This window comes from Microcystis sp. M061S2 (genome assembly GCF_020245605.1).
Lineage (GTDB): Bacteria > Cyanobacteriota > Cyanobacteriia > Cyanobacteriales > Microcystaceae > Microcystis.
The window spans coordinates 16,355-39,433 of sequence record NZ_JADBUP010000148.1 but is presented as its reverse complement, the minus strand read 5'-3'; the positions used below and the strand labels follow the sequence as shown (position 1 = coordinate 39,433).

General features: G+C 44.1%; 20 protein-coding genes and 2 pseudogenes. 9 read left to right on the top strand and 13 right to left on the bottom strand.

Features of this window, described 5'->3' with window-relative positions:
- From IM475_RS21815 to cobO, 3 genes and pseudogenes are all read left to right on the top strand, one after another.
- Positions 1–175, top strand: a pseudogene (locus tag IM475_RS21815) (IS630-like element ISMae25 family transposase); the annotation flags it as partial.
- Between the two features lie 319 nt (positions 176–494).
- A complete protein-coding gene (locus IM475_RS21810) occupies positions 495–1,364 on the top strand; it encodes a Uma2 family endonuclease (protein WP_287729113.1) in 870 nt (289 codons plus the stop codon).
- A gap of 74 nt (positions 1,365–1,438) precedes the next feature.
- A complete protein-coding gene (gene cobO, locus IM475_RS21805) occupies positions 1,439–2,044 on the top strand; it encodes a cob(I)yrinic acid a,c-diamide adenosyltransferase (protein WP_287729112.1) in 606 nt (201 codons plus the stop codon).
- On the opposite strand, the gene IM475_RS21800 is transcribed toward cobO, so the two are convergent.
- From IM475_RS21800 to pstS (IM475_RS21775), 6 genes are all read right to left on the bottom strand, one after another.
- The gene (locus tag IM475_RS21800) at positions 2,045–3,226 is read right to left on the bottom strand and encodes an aldo/keto reductase (protein WP_287729111.1); all 1,182 of its coding nucleotides are present in this window, start codon (positions 3,224–3,226) and stop codon (positions 2,045–2,047) included.
- Positions 3,227–3,409: 183 nt separating this feature from the next.
- Positions 3,410–4,174, bottom strand: a complete 765-nt coding sequence (map, locus tag IM475_RS21795) for a type I methionyl aminopeptidase (RefSeq protein ID WP_287729110.1) — start codon at positions 4,172–4,174, stop codon at positions 3,410–3,412.
- Between the two features lie 273 nt (positions 4,175–4,447).
- Positions 4,448–5,257, bottom strand: coding sequence for a phosphate ABC transporter ATP-binding protein PstB (pstB, locus tag IM475_RS21790; protein WP_287729109.1), 810 nt, complete (start codon positions 5,255–5,257; stop codon positions 4,448–4,450).
- An 11-nt stretch (positions 5,258–5,268) separates the two neighbouring features.
- Complete coding sequence (gene pstA, locus IM475_RS21785) at positions 5,269–6,153, bottom strand: phosphate ABC transporter permease PstA (protein ID WP_287656871.1); 885 nt, start codon at positions 6,151–6,153, stop codon at positions 5,269–5,271.
- 4 nt (positions 6,154–6,157) lie between these two features.
- Positions 6,158–7,132 (bottom strand): phosphate ABC transporter permease subunit PstC, encoded by a 975-nt coding sequence (gene pstC, locus IM475_RS21780; RefSeq protein WP_287656870.1) that lies wholly within the window; start codon positions 7,130–7,132, stop codon positions 6,158–6,160.
- A 175-nt stretch (positions 7,133–7,307) separates the two neighbouring features.
- Entirely contained in the window at positions 7,308–8,321 is a 1,014-nt protein-coding gene (pstS, locus tag IM475_RS21775) for a phosphate ABC transporter substrate-binding protein PstS (RefSeq protein WP_287729108.1), read from the bottom strand.
- Positions 8,322–8,867: 546 nt separating this feature from the next.
- On the opposite strand from pstS (IM475_RS21775), the gene IM475_RS21770 reads away from it, so the two are divergent.
- The 3 genes from IM475_RS21770 to IM475_RS21760 all read left to right on the top strand — a co-directional run bounded on the left by IM475_RS21770 (position 8,868) and on the right by IM475_RS21760 (position 13,512).
- Entirely contained in the window at positions 8,868–9,884 is a 1,017-nt protein-coding gene (locus IM475_RS21770; RefSeq protein ID WP_287729107.1) for a PstS family phosphate ABC transporter substrate-binding protein, read from the top strand.
- Between the two features lie 437 nt (positions 9,885–10,321).
- Positions 10,322–11,599 (top strand): HlyD family secretion protein, encoded by a 1,278-nt coding sequence (locus tag IM475_RS21765; protein ID WP_287656865.1) that lies wholly within the window; start codon positions 10,322–10,324, stop codon positions 11,597–11,599.
- 2 nt (positions 11,600–11,601) lie between these two features.
- Entirely contained in the window at positions 11,602–13,512 is a 1,911-nt protein-coding gene (locus tag IM475_RS21760) for an ATP-binding cassette domain-containing protein (protein WP_287729106.1), read from the top strand.
- A gap of 172 nt (positions 13,513–13,684) precedes the next feature.
- Here IM475_RS21760 and IM475_RS21755 read toward each other — a convergent pair whose 3' ends face one another.
- Positions 13,685–14,458 carry an all3515 family Zur-repressed PEP-CTERM protein gene (locus IM475_RS21755; RefSeq protein ID WP_287657013.1) on the bottom strand — a complete coding sequence of 258 codons (774 nt, stop codon included), beginning with the start codon at positions 14,456–14,458 and terminating at the stop codon, positions 13,685–13,687.
- Between the two features lie 246 nt (positions 14,459–14,704).
- Between IM475_RS21755 and IM475_RS21750 the strand changes: the two are divergent.
- Positions 14,705–14,878: pseudogene (locus IM475_RS21750) on the top strand (IS701 family transposase); the annotation flags it as partial.
- A gap of 238 nt (positions 14,879–15,116) precedes the next feature.
- Here the strand turns inward: IM475_RS21750 and IM475_RS21745 are convergent.
- Positions 15,117–15,383, bottom strand: coding sequence for a hypothetical protein (locus IM475_RS21745; protein WP_287656862.1), 267 nt, complete (start codon positions 15,381–15,383; stop codon positions 15,117–15,119).
- 114 nt (positions 15,384–15,497) lie between these two features.
- On the opposite strand from IM475_RS21745, the gene IM475_RS21740 reads away from it, so the two are divergent.
- Both IM475_RS21740 and IM475_RS21735 read left to right on the top strand, forming a co-directional pair.
- Positions 15,498–16,598, top strand: a complete 1,101-nt coding sequence (locus IM475_RS21740; RefSeq protein ID WP_287729105.1) for an ABC transporter permease — start codon at positions 15,498–15,500, stop codon at positions 16,596–16,598.
- A gap of 4 nt (positions 16,599–16,602) precedes the next feature.
- The gene (locus tag IM475_RS21735) at positions 16,603–17,721 is read left to right on the top strand and encodes an ABC transporter permease (RefSeq protein ID WP_287729104.1); all 1,119 of its coding nucleotides are present in this window, start codon (positions 16,603–16,605) and stop codon (positions 17,719–17,721) included.
- Positions 17,722–17,795: 74 nt separating this feature from the next.
- Here IM475_RS21735 and pstB (IM475_RS21730) read toward each other — a convergent pair whose 3' ends face one another.
- The 5 genes from pstB (IM475_RS21730) to pstS (IM475_RS21710) all read right to left on the bottom strand — a co-directional run bounded on the left by pstB (IM475_RS21730) (position 17,796) and on the right by pstS (IM475_RS21710) (position 22,778).
- Entirely contained in the window at positions 17,796–18,593 is a 798-nt protein-coding gene (pstB, locus tag IM475_RS21730) for a phosphate ABC transporter ATP-binding protein PstB (protein WP_012265133.1), read from the bottom strand.
- A 125-nt stretch (positions 18,594–18,718) separates the two neighbouring features.
- On the bottom strand, positions 18,719–19,522 hold the full coding sequence (gene pstB, locus IM475_RS21725; protein ID WP_287656858.1) for a phosphate ABC transporter ATP-binding protein PstB: 804 nt from the start codon (positions 19,520–19,522) through the stop codon (positions 18,719–18,721).
- 88 nt (positions 19,523–19,610) lie between these two features.
- Entirely contained in the window at positions 19,611–20,504 is an 894-nt protein-coding gene (gene pstA, locus IM475_RS21720; protein ID WP_287729103.1) for a phosphate ABC transporter permease PstA, read from the bottom strand.
- Between the two features lie 98 nt (positions 20,505–20,602).
- Positions 20,603–21,562, bottom strand: coding sequence for a phosphate ABC transporter permease subunit PstC (gene pstC / locus IM475_RS21715; RefSeq protein ID WP_287729102.1), 960 nt, complete (start codon positions 21,560–21,562; stop codon positions 20,603–20,605).
- A gap of 94 nt (positions 21,563–21,656) precedes the next feature.
- Positions 21,657–22,778, bottom strand: coding sequence for a phosphate ABC transporter substrate-binding protein PstS (gene pstS, locus IM475_RS21710; RefSeq protein ID WP_287729101.1), 1,122 nt, complete (start codon positions 22,776–22,778; stop codon positions 21,657–21,659).
- Positions 22,779–23,079: the final 301 nt, after the last annotated feature.

The window sequence follows — 23,079 nt, the reverse complement described above, 5'->3', positions numbered from 1 at the left end:
GATTTCTAGCAAGGAAGAACTGAAAAGGGAGATAGAAACATGGCAAAAAGAACGTAATCAGACTGCATCTACAGTAATATGGACGTTTACGACCAGCGATGCTAGGGTCAAGCTGAAACATCTTTATCCTGTGTTTGAGGAGGAGGAATCGGGAGAATCTATTGCACCAAATTAGCTGAAACAATCCAGTAGGGTGCGTTAGACGGCGACAATCTTTGCTTAAACTTGAATCTAACAATCCGTCGTAACGCACCACACCTATCATTAATTTATTTGGTGCGTTGCTAGAGAAAAATTTGGGGTACGGGCGAAGCATTCGGATAGGAAATCTACGGTTTCAGCGATAGGTTATGCCCAAATGCTTCGCCCCTACAGGACTCTCAAAACCTTGCACCTGTTTCGCAAAAAAATATCCTAAAACTCTTATCTAGTCTATATTTCACATTTATTCAGTAAACCCTAATTAAATAAATGTCCCAGCCAGGGGAAAAACTATGACAACTCTCGACATTTTACCAGAAGTTACCTGTCCCCCCACCGATTTATGGAGTGATGAACCACCCTTGGAAAGTGATTTACACCTGCAACAGATCATAATTCTCCTCAATTGTCTAGAATTATTATGGCAAGAGAAAAACGATTACTACGCTTCCGGTAATCTGACTATCTACTATAACGAAGAACAACTGAAAAAGCGCGATTTCTGTGGTCCTGATTTTTTTGTGGTTTTAGATACAGAAAAACGTCCCCGCAAAAGTTGGGTGGTTTGGGGAGAACAGGGTAAATATCCCAATGTGATCGTGGAGATTATTTCCGATTCTACGGCCAATATTGACCGCACTAAAAAGAAAATTCTCTACCAAAATACTTTTCGCACTCCTAATTATTTTTGGTTCGATCCTAATACCTTAGAATTCCAAGGATTTACGATACTTGAGGGACAATATCAAGCTATTTCTCCCAATGACCGGGGTTATCTATGGAGTGAACAGTTAGGATTATATTTAGGCATATTTGACCGTAAACTGCGTTATTTTACCGCCGATGGTCAATTGGTTCCCACTCCCCAAGAAGCTGAATTACAGCAAAGACAAGCAAAGGAACAGGCTCTTTTAGAAAAAGAACAGGAACGACAGGGAAAAGAACAGGCTCTTTTAGAAAAAGAACAGATTCTTTTAGAAAAGGAACAAGAACGACAGGGAAAAGAACAGGCTCTTTTAGAAAAAGAACAGATTCTTTTAGAAAAGGAACAAGAACGACAGGGAAAAGAACAGGCTCTTGTAGAAAAAGAACAAGAACGACAAGCTAAGGAAAGATTAGCGGCAAAATTACGAGAATTAGGCATCAACCCCCAGACAATTTAGCCGGTCAAAATCTTCACATAGCGATCGATAACCCCTTGAGTTACAATTATCTTGATTTGACTGGACAGACCCGAATGCAACTCACTCCCGAACAATACAAAGAAAAAATGCAGCGCCGCAAGGTCATCCAAGAGGAACGTTTAGCCGAAAAAATTGCTGAAAAAGGTTTAATTATCGTTAATACCGGCGATGGTAAGGGAAAAACCACGGCAGCCCTCGGTATGGTTTTACGTTCCCTCGGTCATGGTTACAAAGTGGCGGTGGTACAATTCATCAAAGGTGCTTGGGAACCTGCCGAACAAAAGATTTTTAGTGTTTGGGGGGAACAAATCGAGTTTTATGCTATGGGGGAAGGTTTCACCTGGGAAACCCAAGATAGAGAAAGAGATATACAGAAAGCCCAAGAAGCATGGCAAAAAGCCCTAACTTTTCTCGAAAATCCCCAATATCAATTAATTTTACTCGATGAGATCAATATCGCCCTTAAATTCGGTTATCTGGATATTCAGGAAGTTATCGCTGGTTTAGCCCAAAAACCCGCTAATTGTCACGTTATTCTCACTGGTAGAGGAGCTTTACCCGAATTAATCGAGATAGCGGATTTAGTCACGGAAATGAAGTTAATTAAACATCCCTTTCGTCAACAGGGAGTGAAAGCGCAACCCGGCATCGAATTTTAATTAACTACTGCTTAAGCGTTGTACCGTCTCTCCCGACAATAATCGATGAGTTTCGGCGAGAAGATAAGGAATTTTATCAGCGTGGGGACTAGCGGCTAAACAGGCAGTTAAATCGAGTTTTTCCACCTCTTTTGCCTGTTGACCGGGGAACCAATGACCCCCATTCCCCAAGAGATTGTATCTGGCCCTCGCAAAGTCAATCATATCGTAGGCGATAACAAGATTGCGTAACCAGAGGATAGAAGGAATATTAATCTGATTGGGGGTATTTTCCCAGCTAGGTAAACCCACAGACCAAGTTTTTACCCAATTATCCCCTAAACAGTTGATCATCTCCCCTTGCAATCTCTCGATAATTGCCGGTAAAATCTCCTCGGCTCGATCGAGTAAGGGTAAAGTTTTCAGGTGTTCATCAAAATCTCTGGCTCGCGCAGCACCGATACTAAGGGTATGGACGGCCGGATGACTGAGACAAAATAGGTCATTAAAAACCATCGGACTGAGAGGAGAACAGAGAGCCACGAGCTTAGGGGGAGGATTGTAGAGATGGCCGCCCTTATCGGAGGGACTAATGATAAAAACCCCCATATCGTGCTGTTTTGCCGCTTCTATGGCCGGCCAGTTATTCTGAAAAATATAGTACCAGTGCAGATTGAGGTAATCGTAACAATTTGTTGCAATAGTCTTGACAATTACATCAGTTGGTGCATGGGTGGAGAAACCGATAAAACGAACTTTTCCCTGTTGCTGTAATTTTTTCGCCTCTTGCCAACAACCGCCCTCGGCCATAGTGTCATCGAGAATTTCCTCGGTGTTGATGCCATGGATGCCCAACAAATCCACATAATCTAACCGTAAAAATTGCAGGGATTGCTCAAATTTACGGCGAAATTCCCGCACATCTTGACTAGGAGAAACTTTCGTCTGCACGATAATCTTTTCCCTCGGTAGTTGCGGCAAAATTTTGCCCAATTGCATCTCGGAAGTGCCGTAACCCCTAGCGGTTTCGATGTGATTAATCCCCACTTCCAGAGATTTATTGATAATTGCCTCTAAATTGCCTTGATTCTCGTCGGGAATTTGCGACATTGGCACATCCTGCCACTGAAATTGATAGCGCATCCCCCCACAGGAAAACACTGGCATTTGTAGATTAGTGCGACCGAAACGACGATACTGCATATATTCAGTTATCAGTGGGAATTATGAATTATGAATTATGAATTATGAATTATGAATTATGAATTATGAGGTGGGGAGGTGGGGAGATGGGGTTTTAGGGTTTTGGGGTATTAGTTGAAACTTCCCTATTCCCCCATTCTCCCATTCCCCCATTCCCTATCCCCTGTTCCCTGTTCCCTAAATTTAATCGGGTACAGTGAGAATTTCGACACCAGTTTCGGTGACGGCGATGGTGTGTTCAAATTGGGCCGAAAGTTTACCATCTTTAGTAATAGCAGTCCAACCGTCTTTTAAGACAATATGTTGCCAGGTTCCCTCATTAATCATTGGTTCAATGGTGAATACCATACCGGGGCGAATTTTTTTGCCCTTGCCGCGAGTGCCGTAGTGGGGAACCTGCGGACCGGTGTGAAAAATATTACTGATACCATGACCGACAAAATCTCTAACCACCGAAAATCCTTGTCCTTCGGCATATTCTTGGATAGCGGCACCGATATCGCCGATTTTACCCCCCGGCTGCACTGCATCTATGCCTCTTTGCAGACATTCTCTGGTAACTTCCACTAACTTTTTAGCCAAGGGGGAGGGAGTACCGACAAAGAAAGTCTGCGAAGTATCGCCGTGATAACCTTCTAAAATCGGGGTGACATCGATGTTAATAATATCGCCGTCTTTGAGGATTTGATCAGCGCTGGGGATGCCGTGACAGATAACCTCGTTAATGCTAGTACAGATGGACTTAGGAAAGCCGTGGTATCCTAGGGGCGCACTTTTGGCTCCATGGGCGCGAGTCCAACGTTCTGCTTCATCATTGATTTCTAGGGTACTTACCCCCGGTTTAACCATATCTGCCAGATGATCTAACAGTTTAGCCGCTAATCGTCCGGCTCGTCGCATTTTGTCAATTTCCCGCGGGGAGAGTAAGGTGATGGTATCGTTGCCCATGAATTATCCGACTGTTGAGAAAGATTCTTGTTACATTTCTTATCCTAGCAAAATCGGGCAGTCTTAGGGTTTAGGGAGTGAGGTGTGGGGTGTGGGGTATGGGGTGTGGGGGAATTATGAATTATGAATTATGAATTATGAATTGGGGAGCAGGGAGTGGGGTGTGGGGAGAATAAATAAAAATAATCTCCTGTCTCCTGTCTCCTGACTACTGATAACTGATAACTGATAACTGATAACTGATAACTGTCTCCTATCTCCTGACAAGACAAATTAACCGAATCTACCGGCTACATAATCGCGAGTTTGTTGATTAACTGCATCGGTGAAAATTTTCTGGGTGGTGTCAAATTCCACCAAACGACCGACGCGGGTTTCATCGGCATTAAAAAAGGCCGTGCGATCGGATACCCTAGAGGCCTGTTGCATATTATGGGTGACAATCACGATCGTGTATTGTTGCTTCAATTCATGGATTAATTCCTCGACTTTGAGGGTAGAAAGGGGGTCTAAGGCCGAACAAGGTTCATCCATTAATAATACTTTTGGTTTTACCGCCAAAGCGCGAGCAATACACAATCTTTGTTGTTGTCCTCCCGATAATCCTAAAGCGGATTTATTCAACAGATCTTTAACTTCATTCCAAAGAGCAGCCCCTTTTAAAGCTGATTCCACAATCCCATCTAATTCACTGCGACTAGCGGAACGATAAATTCTAATACCGTAGGCAATATTATCGTAAATACTAGCGGGAAAAGGGTTAGGGCGCTGAAACACCATACCCACCTGTCGCCGTAAGGTATGAAGGTTAACTTTGGGAGCGTAGATATCTTGACCAAAAAACCTAACTTTGCCTTTAACTGTCACCTGTCCTTCTAATTCCCCGATGCGATTGAGAGCTTTTAAGAGAGTAGATTTACCACAACCAGAGGGGCCGATCATGGCGGTTACTTGCCTTTGCGGGATTTCTAAAGAAACACCTTCCAGGGCTTTTTTGCTACCGTAGAAAAAGCTAAGATTTTCGACTTTGATCGCCGAATTAGCTAGAGAAGTAGGACTGTTCATGAGAGAGGAATCGATCATCAGAAAAATACTTAATTTGAGCGTTTACGAGTGACAAAACGGGAGAGAAGGCTAGTAATTAAAACTAAGATAATTAGTACTAAAGAAGCTGTCCAAGCCAAGGAATTTTGTTCAGGAAAGGGGGAACTAGCATAGTTATAAATCAACACCGTTAAAGCCGGTGTGGGCGACCAAAGACTTTCTTGCCAAAATTGACTAAATAAAGCCGTAAACATTAAGGGGGCGGTTTCTCCAGCGGCCCGGGCCACCGCTAATAATATCCCGGTCATAATCGGTGCGATCGCTGCTGGCAGGACAATGCGAAATACCGTATCGAAACGGGAACCCCCCAAAGCGGAGGAACCGAGACGGTAGGACATGGGTATTAGTTTAAGTGCCTCTTCCGTGGTTAAAGCGATGATCGGCAACATGATCACCCCCAAAGCAAAGGCCCCCGCCACGGCGGAAAATTGTTTGGTAGTTAACACCAAAACCCCGAAGGAAAACACCCCGACGATAACGGAAGGAGTACTACTCAACACCACGATCGCAAAGCGCAGAATAGCGCCAATTTTGGAACCGCGAGCGAATTCCGAGAGAAAAACCCCGGTGAGAATCCCCAGAGGTATGCTGCCGAGGGATGCTAAACCGACCATAGTTAAAGTCCCGAGGATCGCATTGGCGAAACCGTTGGGAACACTAGGATCGGAGCCAACTGGGGCGGGTAAAGAGGTGAAAACTTGCCAATTGAATCCGGGTAAACCTTCTTTGACAATTTGAAAAAGAATAGCGAATAAAGGCAGAATGGCGACGGCACTAAGAGCGATCGCTAAACCCGTGAGACCGTTGGTAAAAAAATGTCGCCACGGTGACAGGGGTTGCTGTAAATCTTCTTCGGGAAAAGCTCCTTGATTCATAAATTTAACGATTGCGGTTGATAAATTGTACTAATAAAGCCGCTACACTATTGACGGCCAAGGTAATAACAAATAGAATCAAAGCTAGATACATCAAGGCTCCGATGTGGATTTTTTCAAAAGCTTCTGGGAAGGTATTAGCTAGTACAGCAGGAATAGTATAACCGGGGGCCAAGAGGGAGGGACTAATAATCGAGGAGTTACCGATTACCATGGCCACCGCCATAGTTTCCCCTAAAGCACGCCCTAAACCGAGGATAATCGCCCCGATAATGCCAGAACTGGCCGCCGGCAACAACACGCGCCAGATGGTTTCCCAACGAGTGGCACCTAGGGCCATGGAGGCGCTGCGTAATTCCGGGGGGACGGTAAGCAGCACATCGCGACTGATAGCGGAAATAGTCGGCACGATCATGATGGCCAGGATCACACCAGCGATCAGCATACTTGGTCCCAAAGGTTGGGTATTAAACAAAGGGAACCAAGCAAAATTTTGAAATAACCATTCTTGCAGGGGTTTAAGCACGGGAATTAGCACGAAAATCCCCCATAACCCGATAATTACGCTAGGAATCGAGGCGATTAATTCCACTAGAAAACCGATGGGATAACGGATACTTGCTGGTAAATAATTCTCGCTAGTGGTTAAAGCAACGGCAACACTGAGGGGAATAGCTAATAAAAGAGCCAGAATCGAGGAAACAACGGAACCGAAAATAAAGGGTAAACCACCAAATTTGAGGACGTTCACATCCCAAGTGGTTCCCCAGAGAAATCCCCAACCGAATTCATTGATCGCCGGCCGCGCATCCTGAAAAACAATCCAGGCCATCCAGAGCAGAAAAATTAAACCGGAGGCGGCACAAATCCAGACTAGGATTGTAAAAATGCGATTGAATAAACCCGCAGTGCCGGGGTTTTCGTTAAGATTGGCCGCCGAGACATCCAAGTACTCGACAGGTTCAGAAAAATTGGCCATAAGGTAGAGAGCGATTACCAGTTATCAGTTGTTTAAAACGCAACTGTAGGGGCTGAACAATGTTCAGCCCAGAGAAAAGAAATACTTGCAGTTATTAGTTATGGGGTTAACCGGTAACTTTTTTCCATCTTACTGGAAAGCGGTGACAATCAAGTTCAAACTAATACAAAAGTATTTATTTAATTTTGTTAACTTCGGCTAAAACTTTTTGAGTCACCGATTGGGGAATCCGGGTAAATTCCAATTGATTGTTAATACCTTGACCGGTGGTGAGAATCCAAGTCAACAGTCTTTTAATTTCCGCCGCTTTTTTGTTATCAGCGTAGTCTTTCGGTACTAATAACCAAGTAATCCCGACGATCGGATAACCACTGCTCGGATCGTCCATATTAGCGGTAAAATCGGCGTTAAATTTGATTCCTTCCATCGCCTTGTTAGCTTGGGCGAGACTGGGTTCGACAAATTGACCGGCTTTATTCTGAACTTTGGCGGTTCTCATGGTTGCCCCTTCATTTTTGCGGGCAAAGGTATCTTGAACGTAACCGATCGAGCCTTCTGTTTGTTTAACCAGGGCTGCCACACCATCATTTTTCGGTCCTTTGAGAACGGTAAAACCCCAGTTAGGTTCTTTGCTGGTTCCCACTTTACTTTTGAAGGAAGGACTAATCGCACTCAGATGAGAGGTAAAAATCTCGGTAGTACCGCTACCATCAGCCCTAACCACCACTTTAATGGGTTGGTTGGGCAGTTTCGGATCCACTTGTCTCCAGTTAGTGATCTCGCCACTGAAGATTTTACCGAGGTTAGCCCGGGAAATTTGTAGGTTATTTACCCCAGGCAGATTATAAACCACGGCGACGGCTCCTCCGGCGGTGGGAACTAGCAGTAAACCGTTTTTCATCTGGCCTTTTTCCGAGGAGGAAGGAGCGGCATCGGAAGCCCCAAAATCGACGGTTCCAGCGATAAATTGCCGGACACCAGCACCGCTACCGACGGAATTATAGTTAACGGTGACACCGGTGGCGTTTTTATAGTCGGCAAAATAACGCTGGTATAGGGGCGCGGGAAAGGAGGCTCCTGCACCGTTCAGGGTTTGGGCGAGGGTTTCTCCCATCGTCCCTGCTAAGGCCGCTGCCGTGGCGAAGGAGACAGCACACACACGAGTTAGGGTAGCAGTTGAGAATATCATAAGTTTTCCGGTTGAAGAATCCTGCACAATTGGAGAAAGTTGAACTTTCTTCAAGATATAGTTTAAGGCACAAATATTACTTTTAAATCTAGAAATATTGGGGATTTTTTTTGGTTAAGATTGGGTAAAATTTCGGTTAAGTTTAATTTAAAAATTCACAGCTTTTGGCAATAATTTAGATCGATAAAGACCAAAATTAATTCTATCTATTCAAGGATGAAATCTTAATTTAAAGCATCTGTTGGGGAGAAATTGCCCGGACAAAGCTTTTTATCTAGGGCTTGCTGAATAAATCTAAAAATCTTGTTGGATAAGGCTTTTAGACTTTACACCCCACACCCCACACCCCACACCCCACACCCTGCCCCCACGAAAAACTTTTTCAGCAGACCCTATCTAGGTGTGTCAAGGCAAACAGGGCCACCGCTGCTTTTCGCTACTGTTAAGTTTGTTATCTTTTTGGGGTGAGTTTCGTATTAAATCAATTTTTTTTGAAATGATGGAGATAGATTTTTCTGACTCCCAGAAAAGCAAGGGGATGGATAAATGCTGATAAATCTCGATAAATTGCTCAAAAAGGCTCTTATTTTTGTTAGTGCTGGTGTTTTAGTTGCTTGCGCTCCCGTTGACTCCCAATCAAACAAATCAATTATTATTGATGGGTCTAGCACCGTTTACCCGATCACCAAAGCTGTCGCCGATGAATACAAAAAACAAAAACAGCCGTCTGCGGATATAAGCGTCAAATTTTCGGGTACTACTGGCGGATTTCGGCAGTTTTGCGCTGGAAAAACCGATATTAGCAATGCTTCGCGACCGATTCGCAGCGATGAGATCGAAGCTTGTAATCGGAATAACATTAGATTTATCGAATTGCCGATCGCCTTTGATGCACTTACCATCGCAGTCAATAAAGAAAACAATTGGATTGATAGCATCACTTTAGAGGAATTAAAAAAAATCTGGGAACCTGCGGCCCAGGGTAAAATTACCAAGTGGAGTCAAGTGCGATCAGGATTGCCGGATAAACCTCTCAATCTCTTTGGTGCGGGCAAAGATTCGGGAACTTTCGATTATTTTACGGAAGCGGTGGTAGGAGAAGAAGATGTTAGCCGCAGCGATTACGTTGCCAGTGAAGATGATGACACCTTAATTCAAGGAGTTAGTCAAGATGCCAACGCCCTGGGATATTTTGGTCTAGCTTACTACGAAAAACAAGCGGCGAACTTAAAAGCCTTAGCAATAGACAGCGGTAAAGGGGCTGTTTTGCCCTCCCGGGAAACGGTGCTGCAATCCACCTATCAACCCTTAGCTCGTCCTTTATTTATCTACGTTAACGCCCAAAAAGCCCAGTCTAATAAGGATTTACAGCGTTTTGTCGAGTATTATCTCAGTCAAGCTCAAAATATCGTTCAAGAGGTCGGTTATATTCCCCTGAGCGGTGAGCATTATCATTTAGCCAAGGTCACTTTCTTTAACGGGGAAGCGGGAACAGTTTTCGGGGGACACTCAAAATTCGATGTGACTTTAGCCGAATTACTGCGCCAGAAAGCCAAGTTTTAGAAACTTAAAATAGGGTGAGATTAACTCACCCTATCAACTTTTATTTATGCTGCGGGAATAAAGCTAAAATTCTTGGGTTTGCTTCCTTTTCCTTGAGAAGACACATTGATCAGCGTTGTGCAGAGAATTAATTAGGGCTTGCTGAATAATGGTAAAACCCTTTTAAAATAAGGCTTTTGACCTGTTAAAATCCGATCTTAGTGCCAGAAAATCGGATTGGAACCCTCAAAAACCTTGCATTATCCTTCTTGTAGTACATAAACTAGTACAAAAAGAGAGGGCAACAAAGCCTGAAACGACCGGCTACTGACTCCTGACTCCTGTCTCAACTAGGAAATTAATTGTCCACGACTACTTATAAGTTCTCAAAAATTGCGCCCCTAGTTATCGTTTATGATCGAAGTATCAACCTTGGCCAAATTTGGGAAGTAAAGGTAATGGCTCGATCTCACCTCGTTCCTAACTTGCCGGTAGCCCCGGAAAAACGGCAATTCAACCCGCGGTTGCTGTTGCCCCTAGCTGTTGTGATTGCCGCCGGTTATCTCGGTTGGCGACATTTTGCCCCTGTCCCCCCAGCTACGGTACTCAATGTCAGTGGCAGGATTGAAGCAGACGAAACTGATATCGGGGCAAAAACTGGCGGACGAGTAGATCAAATTTTAGTCCGGGAGGGCGATCGAGTCAAAGCAGGACAAGTGATCGCAGTAATCGTCGATGAGGAAGTTAATCAACAACTGCAAGCAGCGATCGCGTCCGTTAACGCCGCCCGACAAGAGGAAGCACAAGCATTGTTAGATATTAGCGTGGCCGAAAGTCGCATTCAAGAAGCGGCAGCGAACTTAGTGCAGGCAAAAGAAGACTCCTCCGGACGAGTTAGCCAAGCGAGCGCCAACGTTGCTGCCGGTCAAGCGGCAGTAGAACAGGCAAAAGCGGAGGTAAAACAGGCAGAAGCGGCAATAATCAGGGCAGAAGCCCAATTAAAACTGGCTTTAGCCGATCGAGAACGTTACGATCAACTATTTAGGCAAGGAGTAGTTAGCCAGCAACAATTCGATCGCACCCGTACCGATGCCGACGCGGCCAAAGCAGACTTAGACACCGCTAAAGCTACTCTCGTGGCACGAAAAGCCGCCGTTAACACTGCCTGGCAGCAACTGCGAGCAGCGCAGGGAAATTTAGCCCAAACCCGTTCCACCGCCCTTAATTCCGTCATTCGCAGTAATCAGTTAAGCGCTTACCAACAACAAAAAGAACAAGCTAAGGCCCGATTAGCCATCGCCCGGGCAAATTTACAAGCGGCGATCGCTAATCAACAACAATTACAAAAACGTCTCGACTCCATGCAGGTGAAAAGTCCCATTAATGGCATCGTTCAGGATCGTCCCTTGCAACCGGGGGCCGTAGTTACCAGTGGGAAAACCCTGCTCACCGTCATCGATCCCCAATCGATCTATCTGCGCGCCTATATACCAGAAGGGGACATCGGCAAAATTTATGTGGGCAAACCAGCGCAGGTATTTCTCGACTCCGATCCCGATCGCCCCTTAGCTGCTAAAGTTAGTGCGATCGATCTAAAAGCGGCCTTTACTCCCGAAAATATTTACTTCCAAAAAGATCGCGTCCGGCAGGTGTTTGGTGTCAGATTAGCGATCGATCAGTCGGAAACCTACGCTAAACCCGGGATGCCCGCCGATGCTAAAATTGACTTGAAATAACCATGGTTTCCGCCGCCGATCCCTCTTTATCCCCCTTAATTGAAGTCGTCAACCTCCAGAAAAACTACGGCAATTTTGCCGCCGTCAGAGGGATAAATTTCCAAGTCTATCCGGGGGAAATTTTTGGCTTAATTGGTCCAGATGGGGCGGGAAAAACCAGCACCTTTCATATTCTGGGGGGGGTGATGAACCCATCGGGTGGTTATGTGGATTTAGAGGGAAAAAAGCCCCGTCACGTCCGTCAAACTATCGGCTATTTAACCCAACAATTTTCCCTCTATCTTGACCTCAGCATTGATGAAAACCTGCGTTATGTGGCCAATTTGCGCCAAGTAACCGAGAGGGATTTGCAAGCGCGCCGGGATAAATATTTAACTTTAATGAACCTGAAGGGCATCGGCGATCGCCTGGCTGGGCAACTTTCCGGGGGCATGAAACAAAAACTCGCCCTCTGTTGCGCCCTGATTTCCCGTCCCCAAATCCTACTTCTCGATGAACCCACCACCGGAGTTGATCCCGTCTCTCGGCGAGAATTTTGGGATATTTTAGCCACTTTAGCCCGCGAAGGTATAACAATTGTGGTGGCTACTCCCTACCTCGATGAAGCGGAACGTTGTCACCGCATCGCTTTGATGTACGAGGGAGAAATTCACGAGATCGGAACTCTCAGCCAATTGCGCCAACGTCTCGGTTTACAACGCTTGGAAATTCGATCGCCCGATATCGCCGCTACCGCCGAAAAAATACTTCTTTTGGTTGATGGACAAAATATTAATGACGTGCAGTTATTTGGTGATCGTCTAGATGTGTTAACTGGCAATCCCCAGCAAGCAACCAGAATTATTCAGAATGCGATCGATAATCTCAGCGCTATCCACCCTAGCGAGGCAACCCTAGAAAACGTCTTTGTCACCCGTTTGCGACAACAGGGTTCCGATCCCCCTTTTATCCCCTTACCAAAGTTTAAATCCGAGACCATCACCACGGGAATAGCGATCGATGCTAGGGATTTGCGGAAAAGCTTCGCTAATTTTTGCGCCGTCAAAGGTGTTACTTTAACCATTGACTACGGAGAAATATACGGGTTATTGGGGGCGAATGGTGCGGGAAAAACCACCACGATTAAAATGCTGTGTGGGCTACTTTCCGCCTCTGATGGCGATATTTCCTTAGCTGGGCGCAGTCAAGACCTGCGTAATCCCGTATTACGGCAAAAAATCGGTTATATGAGCCAAAAATTCACCCTTTATGATGATCTCACTGTGATCGAAAATCTGGAATTTTACTGCGGGGTTTATGGGGTTCCCCCGCGCTACCGTCGCCAAAAAATCGCTTGGGTTTTGGAAACGGTGGGATTAATCGGACGGGAAACAATGTTAACCGGAAGACTGCCGGGAGGATGGAAACAACGCGTCGCTTTTGGCGCTTCCGTGATGCACGAACCGGAGATATTATTTCTCGATGAACCCACTTCTGGAGTTGATCCCCTAGCGCGACGACAATTCTGGCGCTTAATTAACGATTTGGCTCGTCAGGGAACTGCGGTATTAGTGACAACCCATTATCTCGAAGAAGCGGAACAATGCAATCGTCTCGGTTTTATGGTAGCTGGAGAAGTGGTGATGCAAGGTTCCCCCAGTCAAATTAAAGCAGCACAACCGGGGCAATTAATCGAATTACGTCTCGATCGAGTGCAACAAGCGGCAGCAATTTTCAAAACCCGTTTACAAGCTTGGCGCGTCTCGATTTTTGGCGATTGCTTGCACCTGACTCTCGATCATCCCGACAGGGAAATTCCAGAGATAAAAAAGATTGTCAGCACCGCGGGAATACAGGTACAATCCTTGCGTTTGCTTCCCTTTTCTTTAGAAGACGCATTTATCAGCGTTGTGCAGAGAATTAATGAGGATTGATCAAGTTTTTTGCCGATAACTTGGATAATAGAGACCTGCTCTTTAATATTGTACCATTTAGGGTTAGTCCGCTCCTTCTACAGAGCCATTGTCTCCGTGGGATGTTATTCCTACGCAGGTTCCCTACAATGGTAGGTCGTTAGATTAGAAAAGTCCTAACATTTTGGACGGATTATCGGCTATTTTTCTTTTTTTGCCTTTTTACTCCGCCGAGAAGACCGAGCGAACCCAAGAGAACGATTCCGGGCAAGGTAGAGGATTCGGGAACCGGTTGGAAATCGAGGCTAAAGGTTCCCGATGGTAATAGCGGGGTACGACCGTTTGCGGTATTCGTATCCACGAAGCGAAAGGTAGCGGAATAGGTTCCTAACGGCGCGTTCCCATCTGTTGAAAACACGGGAGTGAAAGCGAACCAATCTCCTTGCCCGATAACATAAGTATCGTTGACCGCGTTAAACAAATTTATTCCCGAAGCGTCCGTTACCGTCAAACCTGGCGTGATATCGATTAATTGTAGGGCGATCGTCGCCTCGTCTCCCAACAAGTCCTTCCAGCGACCGTTTCCCGTATTATAAATTGCGTTCACGTAAGGATCGGCGAGATCGTCGGTTAAATGGGCGACCGGACGTATTTTCAAATCCGAATACATATGATCGTCCGTTTTCTGGCTAATATTCTTTCCCGCAAAAACGCCGCTACCCGGAAACAGGGGGATCGGGGATAGGTTGAACCGTGTTTCGGGCAATCGGTTATTGGTACTGGTCTCTACCACTGTCGCGTTCGTTGCCTCCCCCGTGTAACTATAAATACCGATGGCGTGGAAATGACTGATATTGACGGGTTCATGTTGATGCGGGAACAGAAGCGATAGTCTCCCATAGTTCGGATTGGCCAGAGCTTTATAAGTCCCGCTGGCTAGAGTCGGGAGTCCGTCTATCCCGACCATAATATGATGATGACTACTATGGGATTGGGCGAGGCTCGCGGTCGAACTAAGAAAGACGGCGGAAATCGAGACGAAAAAGGCATTTAAAGCCTTATTAGTCAAAATAAACATATATTTTGTCAGAGATTTTGTTCTACCTATCGTAAGAAAGATTTTTCTGGAAGTCAACAGACAGCGTGTCGTAGACAGGTGTCGCGTCTCTCGATAAATCGGTTCTCACGCGCTTGGTGGTGATTCGGTAGTAGTGATGAGTGGGCAATTCGTAATCATTTCTTTTGCGCTTTCCCTGCTTTCTGTCATCTTCAGACTGCCTGCCTTAATCAACTGATTAACAACTGCTATGAATTTGCCCGAAAGCTATTTATCCCTGTTATTCGCCAATTTATTATGGAGAATATTACGGAGACTATGTTCGCATAAACTTGCTATGCCTATTTGAGGCTTTCTGTCAATGCGTAACTTCTATATTGTCCCATTTAGGGTTAGTCCACTCCTTCTACAGAGCCATTGTCTCCCTGGGATGTTATTCCTACGCAGGTTCCATATATAGCGTTTCCTGTTCGCAAGAGGTACATTGTCGATGGTGAAAAGCTTAATCAGCAAAGGTTTAACTGTGCCACACAGGTGTGAGAAACACTATATACCCGTTGGCTAATCTTTATTCCTGATCCGGGGATTGTCCGAAAAGATGCTCTACGATTCGCTTAACTTCTGTACGGATACCAGTGACTTCGTTGCGGAAAAACTGTCGATCGCTCTCAGCTTGAGTGATAAATTGATTTAAGCGCTCGTTGGTTCGTTCCAGACTCGCTGCTATTGTCCTAACCTCACGGGTTAGCTGTGCTATATCTTCTCGATTCTGTTGCGTGAGGACAACGGTAGCCTGTAGTATGCTCTCGATCCATTCTAATCTTTCATCCGTCATCGGTTACAATCCCTTTAGAGCTTTTTATCTGTCCCTCTACTAAGAATTATATAGGGCTTGCTGAATAAGTTCCCTAGAAATGCCGTAAAAATTTATTCTTAATCGGGCAATTTCATGAAACGAATTATCTCCCAATGTCGTAAGGAATTAGTGCAGTTTAGTCGTGATCGACTTACCCTTGCCCTCGCTTTCATTTTGCCCGTGATGACTCTTTTTATCTTTGGTTTTGCTATTCGTTTAGAGGCGAAAGATATACCGGTTTTAGTGCAAGATCAAGATCGAACAGTTTTTAGTCAAAATTATAGCGATCGCTTGTTCGCCACTAATTTATTTATTCCCGTGGTTTGGGAAGGCAACCCTGAAACCGCTTTAGATCGAGGTATTGCTAGGGCAATTGTTGTGATTCCTCCCGATTTTAGTCGTAATTTACAAGCCAATAAAACTGCCGAAATTCAAGCAATTGTTGATGGTACAGATGCTAATAATGCCAGAATTATTCGCAATGCTATTAAAGCGACTACCCGCTCTTTTTTACAAGCAGAAAACTTAATTTCTGCCACTATTCCTATCGAAACTGCCACCCGACTTTGGTTTAATCCGGGACGACAAGAATCTCTCTATATTGTGCCGGGGGTTTATGCTGTGGTTTTATGGATTTTTCCCTCACTTTTATCAGCGATCGCTATGGTACGAGAAAAGGAAAAAGGCACAATTTTACAAGTTTATGCTTCCGCTCTCACTGCTGGAGAATTAATACTAGGTAAATCCCTCGCTTATCTAATAGTAGGAATCGGAATCGCTATCGGAGTTATGGGTTTAGGAAGTCTAATTTTTCAATTAGATTTTGCCGGTGATCCAATGCCATTACTATTAGGAACTATCCTCTATTTATGGGCCAGTGTGATGTTTGGATTAATGTTAGGTGCGCGTACCGGTAATCAAAATTCTGCGGTGCAAGGTGTTTCTTTAGTGGGTTTTCTCACTGCGTTATTACTCAGTGGTTTTATTTATCCGTTAAGTAATATTCCCTTTCCCCTCTCTTTAGTTTCAAATATAGTTCCCGCTCGTTATTATATCGAAATTACTAGAGATGCTTTTGTCAGGGGTGTGGGTTGGGCGGGTATTGGCAATAATTTAGTTATCATTTTCCTCTTGGGAATGGTCTTATTTTTATTGGCAATAAAAGCTCTATCAAGAATGCAGTTAGGAGAATAATAAGATGTTTAAGCAATTATTTACAGGTCGTTTTTTATCTTTAGTTATTAAAGAAATTCGCCAGATATTACGCAACAAACAGTTAATTATTATCTTGATTTTCCCCCCAACTATTCAACTATTAATTTATGGATTTGCGCTTAATCCCGATGTTCATCATATTAAATTAGGAATAGTCGATTATGCAGCTACTGCTGAAAGTCGCTCCCTCATCGCTGCTTTTACCGAAAATCAGATTTTTGATGCTGAAATGATCACTTTTGATGAGAAGACATTAACCCAACAGGTGGAAGCAGGAAAATTAACCGCAGGTTTGATAATTCCTCCCGAATTTAGTCGCAATCTCACCCAAGAAAAAACCGCATCTATTCAAGTTTTTATCGATGGAGTGGATGCCAATACCGCAGGAATTGCTAAGGGTTATATCAATCAAATTGTACAAGAATTCGGTACGGGAAAAGTTAATCAAAATGCGCCACTTCCCATCTCAACACAAGTAATTTTCTTTTATAATCCTGGACTTTCTAGCAGTTGGTTTTTTGTCCCCGGAGTCATGGGATTAGTATTAACTTTAATCGGTTCGATCGTTTCTTCTATCACCGTTGTTAAAGAAAAAGATACGGGAACTCTCGAACAATTACTGATGACTCCTGCCGCTGCTTGGGAGATTTTGTTAGCTAAAGTTGTGCCTTTATTCATCCTCCTTTTGGGTGATGTTTTGTTAGCATTAACCATCGGTAAAGTGATTTTTAATGTGCCATTTCGGGGCAACTTTTTCCTATTTATGGCTTTAGCTAGTCTCTATATTTTTGTTAGTATTGGTGTCGGTATTATGTTAGCGACACTCTGTCAATCCCAACAGCAGGTAGTTTTAACCACCTTTTTTATCAATTTACCCATGGTACAATTATCAGGAGCGATCGCACCGATTGAAACGATGCCGCCATTTTTTCAATATCTCTCTCTTTTTAATCCTCTCCGTCACTACATAGCTATTATCCGCGGTATTCTTTTAAAGGGTGTCGGTTTAGAAGCTTTATGGGTTCATGTATTGGCTCTGATTGGTTTCGCTGTGATACTTTTAACTATTAGCACCAAACGTTTTCGCAATCAGTTAAGTTAATCGTTTTTCAATAATTCCCTGGGAAAAAAATTAATCTATCCTGGAGTCGTGAATAACGATTAATTATTAATCCTTTAACCAAAACGACCGCTAACATAATCTCTAGTGGACTCTTGAGCGGGATTTTGAAAGATAACCTCGGTGCGATCATATTCCACTAAATAACCTACTTTACCCCCTTTTGGGGTCGGTTCAGCATTATAAAAAGCCGTTAAATCAGAAACCCGCGACGCTTGTTGCATATTATGAGTAACAATAACTATAGTATATTGGGTTTTCAATTCGTGAATTAATTCCTCAATTTTTAGGGTAGAAATTGGATCGAGTGCCGCACAGGGTTCATCCATTAAAACAACTTCCGGTTTAACCGCAATAGCGCGAGCAATACATAACCTTTGTTGTTGTCCCCCCGATAAAGCTAAACCACTTTCTTTAAGTTTATCTTTAACATCATCCCAGAGAACGGCTTTTTTTAAAGATTCCTCTACCAATTGATCCATATCACCGATGTAACCATTTAATCGCGCCCCAAAAGCGATATTTTCATAGATAGATTTAGGGAAAGGATTCGGTTTCTGAAAAACCATACCAATACGACTGCGTAACCCGATAGGATTAACGGAATTACCATAAATATCTTGACCGCGAAAGGTAACTTTTCCCTCAATTTTGGCACTTTTAACCAGATCATTCATGCGATTAAAACAGCGCAAAACCGTACTTTTCCCGCAGCCAGAAGGACCGATAAAAGCGACCGCTTTTTTCTCAGGAATATCAAGGTTAACATCACGAACAGCGAGATTAGAACCATAGTAAACATTTAAATTTTTGGTTCTCAAAACCGCATCGGTAACAACATCGGTACTATACATAATCTTTAAAGGAATAGGCGTTGGGGAAAAGGGAAAAGGGAAAAGGGAAAAGGGAAAAGGGAAAAGGGAAAAGGGAGAGGAGGAGAGGGAAGAAAAAAGCTGATAACTGATAACTGATAACTGATTTAGCCAAAACGTCCACTAACATAATCTTTAGTTGCTTGTTCTTGAGGATCACCGAAGATTTTGTCCGTATGATCAAACTCGACTAGATAACCAATTTTGCCACCTTTATCGGTGGCTTCAGCATTATAAAAAGCCGTTAAATCTGCTACTCTTGTGGCTTGTTGCATATTGTGAGTAACAATAATAATCGTGTAACGTTCTTTTAATTCGTGCATTAATTCCTCAACTTTTAAAGTTGAAATCGGATCGAGTGCCGAACAGGGTTCATCCATTAATAATACTTCTGGTTGAGCGGCAATAGCGCGAGCAATACATAATCTTTGTTGTTGTCCCCCCGATAGGGAAAAACCGCTTTCTTTCAGTTTATCTTTTACTTCTTCCCAGAGAGCAGCCCGACGCAGGGAAGTTTCTACTAATTCATCCAAATCGCCTTTATAACCATTTAAGCGCGCTCCGTAAACCACATTATCATAAATGGATTTGGGAAAAGGATTAGGGCGCTGGAACACCATCCCGATACATTTTCTTACTTCGACAGGATCCACCTCTTGAGAGTAAATATCTTGGTTATGATAAAAAACTTTGCCGTCAATACGAAAACCGTGAATTAAATCATTGAGACGATTAAAACACCTGAGAATGGTACTTTTTCCGCAGCCAGAGGGTCCGATAAAAGCGGTGACTTTATTTTTGGGAATATTGATCGAAACGTCCCGCACTGCTCGATAATTACCATAGTAGATATCAGCCTTATCAACCTTTAAAACGGTTGCAGTTGATTGGGTAGTGCGATTAGTTAGCATAAATTATTGACCTTGAATTTGGATAATTGAGGAATTGGAAAGATAGGTAGATTTTTACTTAAATATCCCTTTTTACTTTTTCCTTGACTTAATAGGTTTTCTGGCGCGTGGCTAAACGGGATAAAATGTTAGTTACCAACACCAAAAGCACCAGAATTAAAGCACCTGCCCAAGCTAATTGCTGTTGGGGGGCAAAAGGGGCAGTAGCAAAGTTGAAAACTAAGACCGAAAGGGTGGCAATCGGTTCAAAGACACCCCGGGGCCAAAAGTTAGAGAATAATGCCGTAAAAATTAAGGAGGCGGTTTCCCCGGCAGCCCTAGCAATTGCTAAAGTAACACCGGTCAAAATAGCGGGAACTGCCGCAGGAAGGACGATTTTTAGGACGGTTTGGTAGTTATAGGCCCCTAAACCCATGGCCGCCCAGCGGATGTCTTGGGGAACGATTTTTAAAGCCTCATCGGTGGTTCTAATAATAGTCGGTAACATTAACACCGCTAAACCGATCGAACCTGCAAGGGCAGAAAAGCCTAAAAGGGCTGTTCCTTCGCCAAATAAGGGGGCAACTAGCAAACCGTAGGCGAAAACCCCGACAATAATTGAAGGGACACCCGCTAGAACGTTGGTAGCAAAGCGCACACCCTGGGCAAGTTTGTTATCACCGCTAAATTCCGAGAGATAAACCGCCGCTAAAACGCCGATGGGAACTGCGATCGCTGTGGCTAGGGCAACGACGATAATTGTGCCTAAAATGGCGTTAGCGATGCCTCCCCCTCCTAACCCCGGCGGTGGCGGTAATTTGGTAAAGAGATTGGCGTTTAAACTGCCCACCCCTTGCACAAAAACGAAGCCTAGGACGGCAAAAAGGGGAATAATCGTCACTGCTAAACATAAACCCGAAATCACGGTCATAATTGTCCCCAATAGCGATCGAGGACTACTCGGTTTCTTTTTGAGATTATTGCCTAAATTCGCACTATCCATATCAGTTATCAGTGGAAATTATGAATTATGAATTATGAATTATGAAGTGGGGGAGTGGGGAGTGGGGAGAAAAAAGATGCCTTCTGCCTTCTGACGGCTTAATACTTAGCTTTGACGCGATTAACGATTAATTCGGCGAAGATATTGACTACTAGGGACAAAACCAAGAGAACAAAACCTGCATACATTAAAGCTGATACTTGCATTCCCGATGCTTCGGCGAATTGGTTAGCCAATAAGGAAGCGATCGTGTTAGCGGGGGCGAGAATAGAGGCACTAATGCGGTTAGAATTGCCGATAATCATCGTTACTGCCATGGTTTCCCCTAAAGCGCGCCCTAAAGCTAACATAATCCCCCCGACAATCCCGGAAAAAGCGGCGGGAATTAATACCCGAAAAATCGTTTCCCAACGGGTGGCCCCCAAGCCTAGGGAAGCTTGCCTTAGATCCGTCGGTAAAGCGGCCAAAGAGTCGCGAGAGATAGCGATAATAATCGGCAGGATCATAATTGCTAAAATAACCCCCGCCGGTAACATTCCAGGACCCCCTAAAGGAGTACTAAACAGAGGAATCCAACTAAAATTAGCATTTAGCCAGTTACCAAGGGGTCTGAGGATAGGAATCAATACAAAGATACCCCATAATCCGTAAACAACACTGGGAATAGCGGCCAAAAGTTGTACGAGAAAAACCAAAATTGTCCGCGCATTTAAGGGAATAAAATCTTCGCTTAAAAAAATGGCTGAACCGATACCGAGGGGAACAGCAATCAGGAGGGCAATCAGAGAACTAACGAGAGTTCCGTAGATAACCGGCAGAACTCCGAATTCTTCGCGACCGCGCACGGGATTCCAAGCGCTACTGGTCAAAAATCCCAGACCAAAGGTTTGAATCGCTGGTAAGGCCCGAATAAAAATAACTAGGGCAATTAGGAGCAAAATTACCCCAATAGCGATGGCAAAGGCGGTGGTTAATCCAACAAAGCCTTTGTCGAGGATTTTTTCCGATTCTGGACGTTCTTTAAAATTTGAGTCGGGCGAAACTGTGGGCGCACTCATGATTAGGGTTTAAATCCAGCTAGTTTGCGGTAGCTAAGGTCGAAATTGGCCTTTCTACACTATTATTGTAACTTTGAATACATTTTTTCGGCGACTAATCCACCTTGATTGTGTAATTGGGATAGATGACATCGGCGGCGGCGGCTACTCGTTCGCGGACATTTTTCGGTAGGGGAATATAACCAAGGACGGCGGACTGTTCCTGTCCCTGATTGAGTCCAAATTCGATCATCGCCTCCATAGCTAAAGCTTTTTGGGGATCGTTGTATTTTTTATAAACCAACATCCAACTATAGGTGACAATGGGGTAGGAATTTTCCCCCGGGGGATCAACGATAAAAGCCCGCAGATTTTCGGGTAATTCCACCGTGGCTAAGGTGGCAGCGGCGTTAGTTTCATTGGGGATAACGAATTGACCGGCTTGGTTTTGCAGGACCGCCATGGGCAGGTTATTATTTTTAGCGAAACCGTACTCGATATAGCCAATCGAGCCTTGATTTTGTTGAATTAGGGCAGTTACACCTTCATTTCCTCTACCGCCGAGAAATTTACCTTTTTTGGTCGGCCATTGTACGGCTTTTCCTTCACCGATACTTTTTTTCCATTCGGGACTAACGGCGCTTAAAAACTTGGTAAAAACTCCCGTTGTTCCGCTACCGTCTGCCCGGTGAACTACGGTAATTTCTTCATCGGGTAGTTTTAAATCGGGGTTATCGGCGGCAATTTTGGCATCGTTCCAACGGGTAATCGTGCCTAAAAAGATACCTACATAGGCTTCCCTACTTAGTTTCAGCCCTTCTACTCCGGGCAAATTATAAGCCATAACGATGCTTCCCGCCGTCATCGGTAGCAGTAAAACCCCGCGGCTAACTCTGGCCATATCTTCGTCACTCATGGCTACGTCGGAAGCGCCAAAATCGATCGTACCTTGGATAAATTGTTCGACTCCCGCCCCGCTGCCGGTAGATTGATAGTTAATTAGTAGTTTAGAAAATATTTGATTAATGGTGACAAACCAGTTTTGATATAGGGGTGCAGGGAAAGAAGCACCCGCACCATTGAGCGACACTTCTCCTTGTAGAGGAACTTGGGCAATTCTATTGCTTCCCTCTCCGCTAGTTCCTGCCGTATCACCGCCCCCACAAGCGGTTAAAGTCGCTGTTAAAGTCGCTATGGATAAGGCTGTTAGTAAATGGGTTCTGTTTTTGTTGAGCATAGGATTAATTTTGATCCGTAAACTGCCTTAAATCTTACGCTAAAAGTTACCACTGCTTGGTAAAGAATAGGTTAAGAAGTGAATAAAAAAACATAATCTGTTGTCAAGAAAAATTTTCTCGATAACTAGACAAAAATCTCAACTTCTTTTACTATTTATTTTGACTGAACATTAGTTTTAAGTCGCGGGTAAAGCCGCTAACTTTTCCTGTCTAGATAGGGGTTTTCTCTTTCCCTACCATTATAGTGACGTAAAAACAACAAAGAAAAGATTAAGGTTTACAGCCAACACCTAACGCCAT

Coding starts and splice junctions, on each gene's coding strand:
- IM475_RS21810 (WP_287729113.1), top strand. CDS start 495: ATGACAACTCTCGACATTTTACCAGAAGTTACCTGTCCCCCCACCGAT.
- cobO (WP_287729112.1), top strand. CDS start 1,439: ATGCAACTCACTCCCGAACAATACAAAGAAAAAATGCAGCGCCGCAAG.
- IM475_RS21800 (WP_287729111.1), bottom strand. CDS start 3,226: ATGCAGTATCGTCGTTTCGGTCGCACTAATCTACAAATGCCAGTGTTT.
- map (WP_287729110.1), bottom strand. CDS start 4,174: ATGGGCAACGATACCATCACCTTACTCTCCCCGCGGGAAATTGACAAA.
- pstB (WP_287729109.1), bottom strand. CDS start 5,257: ATGATCGATTCCTCTCTCATGAACAGTCCTACTTCTCTAGCTAATTCG.
- pstA (WP_287656871.1), bottom strand. CDS start 6,153: ATGAATCAAGGAGCTTTTCCCGAAGAAGATTTACAGCAACCCCTGTCA.
- pstC (WP_287656870.1), bottom strand. CDS start 7,132: ATGGCCAATTTTTCTGAACCTGTCGAGTACTTGGATGTCTCGGCGGCC.
- pstS (WP_287729108.1), bottom strand. CDS start 8,321: ATGATATTCTCAACTGCTACCCTAACTCGTGTGTGTGCTGTCTCCTTC.
- IM475_RS21770 (WP_287729107.1), top strand. CDS start 8,868: ATGCTGATAAATCTCGATAAATTGCTCAAAAAGGCTCTTATTTTTGTT.
- IM475_RS21765 (WP_287656865.1), top strand. CDS start 10,322: ATGGCTCGATCTCACCTCGTTCCTAACTTGCCGGTAGCCCCGGAAAAA.
- IM475_RS21760 (WP_287729106.1), top strand. CDS start 11,602: ATGGTTTCCGCCGCCGATCCCTCTTTATCCCCCTTAATTGAAGTCGTC.
- IM475_RS21755 (WP_287657013.1), bottom strand. CDS start 14,458: ATGGTCGGGATAGACGGACTCCCGACTCTAGCCAGCGGGACTTATAAA.
- IM475_RS21745 (WP_287656862.1), bottom strand. CDS start 15,383: ATGACGGATGAAAGATTAGAATGGATCGAGAGCATACTACAGGCTACC.
- IM475_RS21740 (WP_287729105.1), top strand. CDS start 15,498: ATGAAACGAATTATCTCCCAATGTCGTAAGGAATTAGTGCAGTTTAGT.
- IM475_RS21735 (WP_287729104.1), top strand. CDS start 16,603: ATGTTTAAGCAATTATTTACAGGTCGTTTTTTATCTTTAGTTATTAAA.
- pstB (WP_012265133.1), bottom strand. CDS start 18,593: ATGTATAGTACCGATGTTGTTACCGATGCGGTTTTGAGAACCAAAAAT.
- pstB (WP_287656858.1), bottom strand. CDS start 19,522: ATGCTAACTAATCGCACTACCCAATCAACTGCAACCGTTTTAAAGGTT.
- pstA (WP_287729103.1), bottom strand. CDS start 20,504: ATGGATAGTGCGAATTTAGGCAATAATCTCAAAAAGAAACCGAGTAGT.
- pstC (WP_287729102.1), bottom strand. CDS start 21,562: ATGAGTGCGCCCACAGTTTCGCCCGACTCAAATTTTAAAGAACGTCCA.
- pstS (WP_287729101.1), bottom strand. CDS start 22,778: ATGCTCAACAAAAACAGAACCCATTTACTAACAGCCTTATCCATAGCG.